This window comes from Aureimonas sp. AU4 (assembly GCF_001463765.1).
Lineage (GTDB): Bacteria > Pseudomonadota > Alphaproteobacteria > Rhizobiales > Rhizobiaceae > Aureimonas.
This window is the reverse complement of the sequence record NZ_BBWK01000096.1, coordinates 1-11204: the sequence shown is the minus strand read 5'-3', so window position 1 is coordinate 11204 and position 11204 is coordinate 1. Positions and strand designations below refer to the sequence as shown.

Sequence of the window (11204 nt, the reverse complement as noted above, 5' to 3'; positions counted from 1 at the left end):
CCCTAGGTCCCCGGCCAAGCCGGCGACGAGATCCCCGACGACCGGCACTGCACTCAGCGCGTCGAGGTCGATCGTGAGATCGATGCTGAGCAGCGCGGGCGCGAGACCGTTCCCGCCGATCAGATCCTCATTCGCATCGAAGTCGGTGATGGTGTCCCCGGTGTCGATGATGAACGTGTCGGACCCGTCTCCGCCCGTCAGCGTGTCCGCTCCCGGACCGCCGATCAGCGTGTCGTTGCCGGCACCCCCATCAAGGATGTCGTTACCGGCACCACCCGCGAGACTATCGTTTCCGTCACCTCCGAAGATCGTATCCGATCCGGCACCGCCTTCGAGCGTATCGTTGCCGAGCCCGCCATCGAGACTGTCTGCACCTTCACCGCCAACGATGCTGTCGTCGCCATCGCCGCCGAAGATGGTGTCGTTGCCGGCGCCACCCTCCAGCGTGTCGTTGCCGGCACCACCGTCGAGGCTGTCGTTACCGTCGCCACCGAGGATCGTATCCGATCCGGCACCGCCCTCGAGCGTATCGTTGCCGATACCGCCGTTGAGGCGATCGTCGCCTTCACCACCGACGAGGCTGTCGTCGCCGGCACCACCGATGAGCGTGTCGCTGCCGGCACCGCCCAGAAGCGTGTCGTTGCCGGCGCCGCCCACGATACTGTCGTCGCCGGTGCCCCCGTCGATGCTGTCGTTTCCACCACCACCGAGCAGGATGTCTCCGCCGGCCGAACCGATGATCGTGTCGGCCTGGGCCGAGCCGCGCACGTAGAGCGTATCGTCCGCGGCGTTCTCGGTTCCGTTGTTGAACAGAACCTCGATGCGGCCGTCACCGATGCCGTCGAAGGTCAACGTCGTGTCACCGAAGGTGAGGATCGGATCGTCCCCCTCGCCCAGCACCACGTCGCCGGCACCGATCCCCGCCAGGCTGACGACCACCGTGTCCTCGGCCAGCGTGTAGTCGGCGATGACCTTCGCGCCGATGCCGTTGATCGCGAATGTGTCGATCCCCGCACCGCCGACCAGCGTATCGTCGCCTTGGCCGGTGGTGAGCAGATCGTCACCCGCGCCGCCGATCAGAACGTCGTTGCCGGCCGTACCCTCGATCGTATCGGCGGCTGCCGATCCGCGAACCAGCCGTACGTCGTCCGCGGTGTCAGAGGTTCCGTTGGTGAACAGCACTTCGATGCGGCCGTCGCCTACGCCGTCGAAGGCGATGGTGGTTCCGTTGCTCAACGCGATGACCGGGTCCCCGGCTGCGTTGACCGTCAGACCGTCGAAGGCGACCCCTGCGGTGCTGACCAGGACGGTGTCCTCGCCTGCAACATAGTCGGCGATCGTCTTCGCGCCGGCGCCGTTGATGTCGAACGTATCGTTGCCCGCGCCACCGACCAGCGTGTCGTTGCCCGCGCCCGAGACGATCGAGTCGTTGCCGCCGTTGCCGTAGATGACGTCGTTGCCGTCGCCGCCGATGATCGTGTCCGCGCCGTCCGCCGAGTCGTTGACGCCCGTGCCACCGTAGACCGTGCTGTTGCCCGCAAAGCCCGACAGATCGATGCGATCCTCGCCCGGTCCGCCGAACACCGTCACCGAGCCGCCGGAGCCGTCCACCGTGACGAAGTCGTTGCCGAGACCGCCGTAGAGCACGGCCGAGGTCCCGGCCACGAGATTGGCCTCGATCTCATCGTTGCCGCCGTTCGCGTAGACGGTGGCGGCACCCCCGGCGTCAGTAAGTTGGACATTGATATAGTCGGCGTCGTTGGCCGCGTCCGTCTCGCCGTTGCCGCCGTAGATCGTGGCTTGGCCGGCACCGTAGTAGTAGATCTCATCGTCGCCGTCGTTGCCGTAGATGACGGCGGTGCTGCCGGCCTCGGTAGCGCCGTTATAGCCGACATCGATCTCGTCGTTGCCGACGCCGCCGTAGATGGTGACCGCATTGGCCCCGAACTGGTCGACGTTGATGTCGTCGTTGCCGCCGTTGCCGTAGACCACGGCCGAGGCGCTGTTGCCCTCCAGATCGACATAGATGTCGTCGGCGTCGGCGTCGGCGGTCGGATCGGTCACGCCGGTGCCGCCGTAGATCGTGACGTCGCCGTAGCCATAGTACTCGACGTCGTCGGCCCCGTCGCCGCCGATTACGACGGCCGAGGTGCCGGCCTCCGCATAGTCGAAGTAGCCAACGTTGATCTCGTCGTCGCCCAGCCCACCGTTGACGGTGACGGCCGCGTTGTTCGCCAGATCGACATTCACCTCGTCGGCGCCGGCGTTGCTGTAGATCTGCGACGCGCCGCCGAGCAGGATGGCGTTGACCGTGGTCGTGCCGTCATTGGCATCCGTGATGCCGCTGCCGCCGTAGATCGTGTTGTTGCCCGAGCCGAGAAGGTTGATCGTGTTCGTGCCCGTGCCGCCGACGATCAGGTTGTCGCCATCCGCCACGCCGTCCCCAGCAACGCCGATCAGGTCGGACAGGTCGGCTCCGGTAATTCCGAGCTCGTTGCCGACCGTTTGCGCAAATGTCACGGCGTTGTTGAGCGCACCCGGCGGCAGAGCGCCCAGCGCCGAGAAGCCGAGGCCGGCGAAGTTCGCGCCCACGATGATCGTGTCGGAGCCCGCGCCGCCGTAGATCGTGTTGTCGCCGTCGCCGATGACGCCCAGCAGGTCATCGCCGCCGTTGCCGTAGATAAGGTTGTCGCCGTCGCCGATGACGCCGAGAAGATCGGCCTCGTCGTTCGCCGCGTTCACGGCATTGCCGCCGTAGAGCGTGTTGTCGCCGCCGCCGATCACCAGCGCGATGTCGCTGTCGTTGGCGCCGCCGACCACGAGGTTCGAGCCGTTGCCGATGATGCCGACCACGTCGTCGCCCGCGCCGCCATAGACGGTGTTCGCGCCGTTGCCGCGGATCGCGATATTGTCGCCGCCACCGTTGCCGTAGACGAGGTTGTTGCCCGTGCCGTCCACAATGATCTGATCGTCGCCGTCGGTCGCGTCGTTGATGCCGCTGCCGCCGTAGATCGTGTTGTTGCCGTCGCCGTTCACGCGAATCTCGTCGGCGTCCGCCGTGGTGCCGCCGCCGTAGACGAGGTTGGCGCCGTTGTTGTTCACGGTGATGGAGTCGTTGCCGAGGCCGCCGTTGACCGTGCTGGCGCCGAGCGCATCGACGGTGATCGTGTCATCGCCCGCATTGCCGTAGACGAGCGCCGAGCCCGCGCCCTCGGTGATCGTGATCGTGTCGCCGCCGTCGGTCGTGTCGGTGAGCGCGCCGCCGCCGTAAACCGTCACGGTCTGGCCGCCGTTCGCCTGCGCGGTGATCTGGTCCTCGCCGAGGCCCCCATAGACGAGGTCGTTGCCGGTGCCCGAGTCGATCGTGTCGTCGCCACCGTTGCCGTAGAGCGTGTCGTTGCCGGCGCCCGACGTGATGGAGTCGTTGCCGTCGTCGGGCTGGGTGTAGGAGCCGCCGCCGAAGACGAGGTTGTTGCCGCCGCCGGCATCGATCGTGTTGGCGCCCTCGCCGCCCACGATCACGTCGCCACCCGCGGTGCCGGTCGCCGAGCCAGCGGAGTTCAGGACCGTGAAGTCGCCGCCCGAGGCGAGTACGATGGCGTCCGCGTTGGCGGCGAGTTCGGCATAGGTGACGCCGGTCAGCGTGAGCACCGTGCCGGCCGTGGTGACGATCTGCGTCGACCCGTCGGTCTCGCGGATGTCGAAGATCTCAGCGGTGGTGAGGTTCAGCGTCAGCGTATCCGCGGCCGGATCGAAGTCGTCGATCGACCGGGTCGCCAGACCCTCATAAAGAAAATCGGCCATAGTCTCTCCTGGAGCCCCAAGGGTTCGATGAGGGGGCGGGCGTGCACACCGCGCACCCTCCCGTCGCAGGCGTCATTACAACCGGGTAATGCAACCATACGGCGAGCTGTATGGATCGGAGCGCGTCGCGAGACAAGACGACCGTTCTGGTATTTTGCATCCCATGGTTGCGTGTGATGCCAAACCGACACAGGCCGGGAAAGCTCCGGAAAAGCTATAAACGATGGAGAATAGAGCGGCATTCAGCGTTTGAGCGACCCGCAATTCCCGCTTGACGGAACCCGCCCGCATCATAAGAACTCTACAACCGGAGGCAGCGTCGCGGCATGAGCTCGGCGCGGATGCCTCGAGCATCTGACACCTGGCAGCGGTTGTAGTGCGATGACCATGGAGGATCTTCTGGCCGAGCTCCGGGCGCGCGGCTGCGCGGTGGAGACCGCGCCCCCCGCCTTCCACCATCTCGTGGTGCGCCGGGGTGCGCGCTCGGTGGTCCTGCCGGCCGACGTGCCGGATGCCGCGCTCGGTCCTCTCTTTCTCGCCCAGGTCGCGCGCCGGCTCGACATGCCCTCGTGAGGCGCCGGCGATGATGCGGTGGTACGAGGCGCAGCCGGCTCAGGAAGGCGACCGGGCCTGGGTCGTGACCTGCGCGGCCTTTCCCGAGCTCGTCACGCTCGGGCAGAACCGCACGCGGGCCTTCGCCAATGCCAGCCTCGGCGTCCAGGCGGCGATCGCCGCGCGCATCGCCGACCGCGCGCCCGTGCCTTGGCCCGAGACCGGGCGGGCGGGGACGCGCGCCTCGATCACCCTGCCCCCGCTCGCCTACATCAAGCTTTCGCTCTACGCCCTGATGCGCGAGGGCGACGTCACCACGGCCGAGCTCGCGCAGCGCCTCGGCACCGCCGAGGACCGCGTGGAGCGCCTCCTGCGCATCGAGCACAACTCGCAGATCGACCTTCTGGCGAGCGCCATCTGGGCGCTCGGCGGAACGCTCGACGTCGAGGTGCGCCGCCGCTGAGGCCGCACGTTCCCGCCAAACGCGAAAAGGCCCGCCGGGGGGAACGCGGCGGGCCTTTCTTAAGCGATCGGGAGAATGCCCTCAGGCGGCGGCGTCGCCCGCTGGGGCCTTGGCCTTCGGCGCGCCGATCATGCGCCAGTTCTTGTAGAACATCGCCTTCATCTGGTCGGCGATCGCCGAGACGCCGCGCAGGAGGAAGCTCAGCACCCCCGGCACCGGGCTCGGCCGGATCACGTCCATGAAGACGTTGTAGCGCCGCGCGTCCACCTCGTTGACCGAACGGTGGAACAGCGTGTCGTCGAAGATGTAGAGCGGGTCGTCGCGCCACAGGTGCTGGCGGCCCTGGCACTCGATGAAGACGCGGTCGCTGTCGGCGGGCTTGAGGTTGAGAAGGACGCGCAGCGTCAGGCGCAGCGGGCCGTAGTGCCAGGTGGTCGACTCCTTGCCCGAGAAAACCGAGACCGCGATGGTCTTCACGTAGCGGAAGTCGCGCTCGAACTCCGGCACCGTGCGGATGTGCTGCTTGCCGTACCAGCGATAGACGTACATGCCGCGCCGCCCGTCGTGAAACTTGGCGTCGATCTCGGCGGTGATCTCTTCGCGGCGCGCGCGGAACGTGTCGAGCACCGTCTCGATCTCCTCGCGCCAGGCGGGCGGGAAGTCCTCCAGGCGGTAGACGCCGGGATTGCGGTAGCTCATCGCATCGACGAGGAGGTTGAAGGGCGACAGGAGCCAGGTCGGAATGCCGTTGCCCGTGAAGTAGCGGCTGACCATGAGACGCGTCTTCGCCTTGTTGCGCGAGAGATCGACGATGCCCGCCACGATCCACACCAGCGTCGGCCAGAACAGGAACCACAGGAGCAGGGCGGCCAGCGGCACGGCGATCAGCGTGCGGCGCAGGGCCTTCTTCGTGTTGCGGGTCATCGGGGCGCCTCCGTCGTCACGTCGCCGTGATCGTTAGCGCGAAAGGATACGGGGGCTCAAGGCGCGAGCGTATGGCCGGCCAGCGCGGCGGGACGCCGCAAGGCGGGATCGCGGGCACCCGACGACTGGTCCCCGGCGACGCGCGAGCCTAGATGCCGCGCCATGGGACGACAGCGCAAGGCGAGACCGCACAAGGACAATCGCTGGGTGGAGGGCGAGGAGGAAGCGTCCCGCCTCGGCGACTGCTGGCTCTGTGCCCGCCCGCTCGGCGCCCGCGTTGAGTGGCACCATCCGCTGCCCAAGAGCCGGGGCGGCCGCGACACCGTACCCGTTCATCCGATCTGCCACCGTGCGATGCATGCGAGCTTCACGAACCGGGAACTCGCCGACATCTCCGCGCGCGGGGAGAAGCCCTCGGACGATCCACGCCTCCATCGCTTCCTGGCCTGGATCGACGGCAAGCCGCCGGACTTCCACGCCCCGACACGGGCGGCTCGCTGACGGGAAAGCGGTTTGGAAAAGAAAAAGCCCGCTCGGTGGGAGGACCGGAGCGGGCGAAGTTTATGCATCAATCTGGGAGGAACAATGCCTCTCCCTTATGCCATGCGACCCCTTGCCTGAGAATTGCTCATGTCGCATGGCTCCCATGCGTGCAATGCAATATGCAGGGTGGAGGACGGCGTCAGTCCTTGGCGCGCTCGACATAGGAGCCGTCCGCCGTCATCACCACGATGCGCGTTCCGGCCTGGATGTGCGGGGGTACCAGCGTGCGCACCCCGTTCGACAGCACCGCCGGCTTGTAGGACGAGGAGGCCGTCTGTCCCTTGGTGGTGGGCTCGGTCTCGGTGACCTCGAAGGTCGCGCGCTGCGGCAGCTCGATCGACAGCGGCACGCCGTTGTGCTGCGACAGCATCACGGCCATCCCCTCGATCAGGTAGGGCGCGGCGTCGCTCACCACGCTTTCGGGCACGGCGACCTGGTCGTAGGTCTCGGGGTTCATGAAGTGAAAGCCCTCGCCATCGGCATAGAGGAACGTGTGCTCGCGGTCCTCCACGAAGGCGCGCTCCACCTGCTCGGTGGTGCGGTAGCGCTCCGACACCTTGGTGCCGTCCGAGATGCGGCGCATGTCGAGCTGCGTGACCGGCGTGCCCTTGCCGGGATGGATGTTCTCGGCCGACAGGATCACATAGAGCTTGCCGTCCTCGCGCTCCACGACGTTACCCTTGCGGAGCGAGCTGGCGATGACCTTCACCACGGGCGAAAACCTTGTATCGAAGAGGAATGGGACGGCGGACAGGAGCGCCCGCCGGAGGATGTTTGGCGCCTCGCCTAGCCCATCTCGCCCCCTGGCGCCAGCTTTCGCCGCTTTGCGCGGGAGCCGGCAGCCTCTAAAGGGCATCCCATGATCTCCGCCCCCCGCTCCCCCTGGTGGACGCGCCACGTCCATGCCGACCGGCGCCCGGCGCTTCTCCAGCGCAACCGCCTGCGCGGGGCCGTGCGGCGCTGGTTCGAGGATCGCGACTTCCTGGAGGTCGAGACCGCCGCCCTCCAGCGCTCGCCCGGCAACGAGATGGGTCTCTCGGCCTTCTCGACCGTGCTTCACACCGCCGACGGACGCGAAACGCCTCTCTACCTCCACACATCGCCCGAGTTCGCGGCCAAGAAGCTTCTTGCGGCCGGTGAGCGGCGCCTCATGGTTCTCGGCCCCGTGTGGCGCAACGGCGAGCGCGGCGCGCTTCACGCGCCCGAGTTCACCATGCTCGAATGGTACCGCGCGAACGAGCCCTACGAGCAGCTGATGCGCGACTGCGCGGCGCTTCTCGCGCTCGCCGCCGAGACGGCGGGTGCGAAGCGGTTCCGCTTCCGGGGCCGGGAGGTGGACCCCTTCGCCGAGCCGGAGCGCCTCACCGTGGCCGAGGCCTGCGATCGCTTCGCCTCCGTCGACCTTCTCGCGACCGTCTCGTCCGGCGGCGAGACCGACCGCGAGGCGCTGGCGGCCCAGTTGCGGGCGGCGGGCATCCGCCAGGCTCCCGACGATACCTGGGGCGACCTCTTCACGCGCATCCTCGTGGAGCGCGTCGAGCCCGCGATCGGCAACGGGCGCGCCACGATCCTGATGGAATATCCAGCGCCCGAAGCCGCTCTCGCGCGGCGCTCGGCGCGCGACGGGCGGGTGTCGGAGCGCTTCGAGCTGTTCGCCTGCGGCGTGGAGCTCGCCAACGCCTTCGGCGAGCTGACCGACGCGGCCGAGCAGCGCCGCCGCTTCGAGGCGGAGATGCGCGAGCGCGAGCGCCGGTTCGGCTCGCGCTACCCGCTCGACGAGGACTTCCTGGCAGCGCTTGCCCACATGCCCGAGGCGTCGGGCGCGGCGCTCGGCTTCGACCGTCTCGCGATGCTGGCGACGGGCGCCTCGCGCGTCGAGGACGTGATCTGGACGCCGGTGCCGGGCGGCGACTGGTGAGCGGCACCCCCGCCCCGATCCGCGACGCGGACGCGCTCGCCCGCGCCGGCCTCGTGCCTCCCGATCAGCTGGAGGCGATCCGGCGCGTGGCGGAGCGCTACGCCGTCGGCCTCACCAGCGACGTCGCGGCCCTGATCGAGCATCCCGACGATCCGGTGGGCCTCCAGTTCGTGCCACGCGCCGCGGAGCTGGAAACGCTGGCGGAGGAGCGCGCCGACCCGATCGGCGACGGGGCGCACGCACCCGTCCCCGGCATCGTCCACCGCTACCCCGACCGCGTGCTCCTGAAGCCGCTGCATATCTGCCCGGTCTACTGCCGCTTCTGCTTCCGCCGCGAGATGGTGGGGCCCGACGGGCTCGGCTCGCTCTCGGCGGACGAGATGGACCGGGCGCTCGGCTACGTCCGCGACCATCCGGAGATCTGGGAGGTGGTGGTGACGGGAGGCGATCCCTTCCTCCTATCGCCGCGCCGGCTGCGGCAGATCGCCGAAGCGCTCCGGGCCATCCCGCATGTGCGCGTCCTGCGCTTCCACACGCGCGTGCCGGTGGTCTCGCCGGCGCTCGTCACCGGCGAGCTGGTGGCGGCGCTTCGCGCGTTTGGCCGCGCCGCCTTTGTCGCGCTCCACGCCAACCACGCGCGCGAGTTCACGCCGGACGCGGAAGTCGCCGTGGCGCGGCTGGTGGACGCGGGCGTGCCGGTGGTCAGCCAGAGCGTGCTCCTGCGCGGCGTCAACGACACGGCCGAGGCGATGGAGGCGCTGATGCGCCGCTTCACCGAGAACCGCGTGAAGCCCTACTACCTCCACCAGGGCGACCTCGCGCCGGGCACGAGCCACCTGCGCGTGCCGCTGGAGGAGGGCCGCGCCTTGATGCGCCGGCTGCGCGGGCAGCTGTCGGGCCTCGCCCAGCCGACCTACGTCCTCGACATTCCCGGCGGCCACGGCAAGGTGCCGGTCGGCCCCGCCTATCTCGAACGGGACGGCGAGGCATGGCGCGTCGAGGACCCGCAGGGCACCCTCCACCCCTATCCGCCCCCCGCCGGCGACACGCCGGCGGACTGATCCAGAAAGACCAAGGGAGTTCTCGTTCATGGACCTTCAGATCGCCGGCCGCCGCGCGGTGGTTCTCGCCTCCTCCAAGGGCCTCGGGCTCGCCATCGCGCGCCAGCTCGCGGCGGAAGGGGCGCACCCGCTTCTCGTCGGGCGTGACGAGAACCGCCTGCGCGTCGAGGCCGAGCGCATCACCGCGCACGGGGCGGGCCAGGCCTCCTATGTCGTCGCCGATCTCGGCCAGCCCGGCGCCGTGGACACGATCGCGGAGGCCGCCGAGCGGCTGGGACCCGTGGATCTTCTGGTCAACAACTCGGGCGGTCCCCCTCCGGGCACCACGAGCCAGATGACCACCGAGCTCCTCCAGCGCCAGGCCGACACGATGGTCTTCCCGCTGATCGCCATGACGAACCGCCTCCTGCCCGGAATGCGCGAGCGCGGCTTCGGGCGCATCCTCACCATCGCCTCCTCGGGCGTGCAGCAGCCGATCCCGAACCTCGCCCTGTCGAACACGCTGCGCGCCGCGCTCCACGGCTGGTCGAAGACGCTGGCGGCCGAGGTCGCGGGCGAGGGCGTCACCGTCAACATGCTCCTGCCCGGCCGAATCGCGACCGACCGGCTCGAGGAGCTCGACCAGGCCGCCGCCAAGCGCACCGGCAAGGCGGTCGAGGACGTGCGGGAATCGGCGCGCGCCGGCATCCCGGCCGGGCGCTACGGCACGCCCGAGGAGTTCGCCAGCGTCGCCACCTTCCTCCTGTCGGGCCCCGCGGCCTATGTGACGGGCACGACCGTGCGCTGCGACGGCGGGCTCGTGCGCGGCGTCTGAGGCGGAACCGCGCGGGCTCCTCACCCGTTCGTGAGCGTCCCGTGGGCCCGGCCTTTCGCCGGGCACCGGGCGCTTGCGGGCCCCTTTCATGAACCAGCATGCCCCTCCCCGCGCCGACGCTCCGCTGGGCGCGCTTCTGGCCGAGCTCGGCCTTTCGGGCGCGGGCGGGCGGCTCGACCTTCGCCGTGCCGCGCTCGGCCGCGAGGCGCTGGCGGACCGTGCGGCGGCCCTGCGCGGGACCCGTGCCGAGAGCGTGCCCGCACCCCCCTGGTGGGACGAGCGCGAGGGGCGCCTCGCCCTGCGCGGCGCCGACCTTTCGCGCGCCCAGCTCGACGGGGCGGACCTGTCGGGTGCCGACCTCGGCTCGGCCGACCTGTCGGGCGCGGTCGGGCGCGGCGTGCGCCTCGACGGCGCCTTGATCGAGGAAACCGACTTCACGGGCGCCGACCTGTCGGGCGCCTCGTTTGCGGGCACGGTCGCCGGACAGGCCGTCCTGGCGAAGGCCATGCTGGAGGATGCGGCCTTCGGCGCGGCCTCGATGCGCTTCGCCAAGCTTTCGGGCGCGCTGCTCGACGGGGCGGACTTCGCGCAGGCCGATCTCTGGGGCGCCGACTTCCAGGGCGCCGACGCCGACAACACCGTGTTCCGCGCCGCGCGGCTCGACGAGGCGAAGCTCGCCGACGTCAACCTCACCCATGCCGACTTCACGGATGCGAGCCTCAAGCTCGCCGACCTCTCGGGCTCGCGCCTGCGCGGCGCGCAGTTCGCGGGCGCCCGGCTCGACGGGGCGAAGCTGCGCGGCGCGGACCTGTCGAACACGACGCTGGTGCGCGTGAACCTGTCGAGCTGCGACCTCACCCATGTGCGCCTCGCCGGCGCCTGGATCGAGGGCAGCCGCATGAGCGTCGAGCAGCTCGGCGGCATGGTGGGCGAGGAGCGGACGGGCGACTTCGAGGCCGCCGCGCAAAGCTACCGGGCGCTGGAAACCAACCTGTCCAGCATCGGCGCCAAGGACGAGGCGAGCTGGGCCTACAAGCGCTCGCGCCTCATGGGCCGGCGCGCGGCGGGCGCCCGGGCCCTCTCCGCCTGGCGCGCCGGGCGGCGGCGCGAGGCGCTGGCCGCGGG

Annotated in this window: 10 protein-coding genes; 7 read left to right on the top strand and 3 right to left on the bottom strand. The window is 69.7% G+C overall.

The features are described 5' to 3' along the window. On the bottom strand, nucleotides 1–3804 hold a 3804-nt coding region (locus tag AUL35_RS20885), incomplete at its 3' end, for a calcium-binding protein (protein WP_062018468.1). A gap of 381 nt (nucleotides 3805–4185) precedes the next feature. Here AUL35_RS20885 and AUL35_RS20880 point away from each other — a divergent pair. After that, nucleotides 4186–4377: a hypothetical protein gene (locus tag AUL35_RS20880; protein WP_062018466.1), complete on the top strand. Its 192-nt coding sequence runs from the start codon at nucleotides 4186–4188 to the stop codon at nucleotides 4375–4377. 10 nt (nucleotides 4378–4387) lie between these two features. Next, on the top strand, nucleotides 4388–4819 hold the full coding sequence (locus AUL35_RS20875; RefSeq protein WP_062018464.1) for a hypothetical protein: 432 nt from the start codon (nucleotides 4388–4390) through the stop codon (nucleotides 4817–4819). A gap of 81 nt (nucleotides 4820–4900) precedes the next feature. Here the strand turns inward: AUL35_RS20875 and AUL35_RS20870 are convergent, their stop codons facing one another. Beyond that, nucleotides 4901–5743 (bottom strand): aspartyl/asparaginyl beta-hydroxylase domain-containing protein, encoded by an 843-nt coding sequence (locus AUL35_RS20870; RefSeq protein WP_062018462.1) that lies wholly within the window; start codon nucleotides 5741–5743, stop codon nucleotides 4901–4903. A gap of 162 nt (nucleotides 5744–5905) precedes the next feature. Between AUL35_RS20870 and AUL35_RS20865 the strand changes: the two genes are divergently transcribed. Further along, on the top strand, nucleotides 5906–6244 hold the full coding sequence (locus AUL35_RS20865) for an HNH endonuclease (RefSeq protein ID WP_244493866.1): 339 nt from the start codon (nucleotides 5906–5908) through the stop codon (nucleotides 6242–6244). Between the two features lie 181 nt (nucleotides 6245–6425). On the opposite strand, the gene efp is transcribed toward AUL35_RS20865, so the two are convergent. Continuing rightward, nucleotides 6426–6998 carry an elongation factor P gene (gene efp, locus AUL35_RS20860; protein WP_156418135.1) on the bottom strand — a complete coding sequence of 191 codons (573 nt, stop codon included), beginning with the start codon at nucleotides 6996–6998 and terminating at the stop codon, nucleotides 6426–6428. A 147-nt stretch (nucleotides 6999–7145) separates the two neighbouring features. On the opposite strand from efp, the gene epmA reads away from it, so the two are divergent. The 4 genes from epmA to AUL35_RS20840 all read left to right on the top strand — a co-directional run. Beyond that, nucleotides 7146–8204 (top strand): EF-P lysine aminoacylase EpmA, encoded by a 1059-nt coding sequence (gene epmA / locus AUL35_RS20855; RefSeq protein ID WP_062018458.1) that lies wholly within the window; start codon nucleotides 7146–7148, stop codon nucleotides 8202–8204. Further along, complete coding sequence (locus tag AUL35_RS20850; protein WP_244493865.1) at nucleotides 8201–9265, top strand: lysine-2,3-aminomutase-like protein; 1065 nt, start codon at nucleotides 8201–8203, stop codon at nucleotides 9263–9265. The genes epmA and AUL35_RS20850 overlap by 4 nt, the downstream gene beginning before the upstream one ends. Before the next feature lie 28 nt (nucleotides 9266–9293). After that, on the top strand, nucleotides 9294–10079 hold the full coding sequence (locus tag AUL35_RS20845; protein WP_062018456.1) for an SDR family oxidoreductase: 786 nt from the start codon (nucleotides 9294–9296) through the stop codon (nucleotides 10077–10079). Nucleotides 10080–10167: 88 nt separating this feature from the next. Next, a partial coding sequence (locus AUL35_RS20840) for a pentapeptide repeat-containing protein (RefSeq protein ID WP_062018454.1) occupies nucleotides 10168–11204 on the top strand: 1037 nt, incomplete at its 3' end.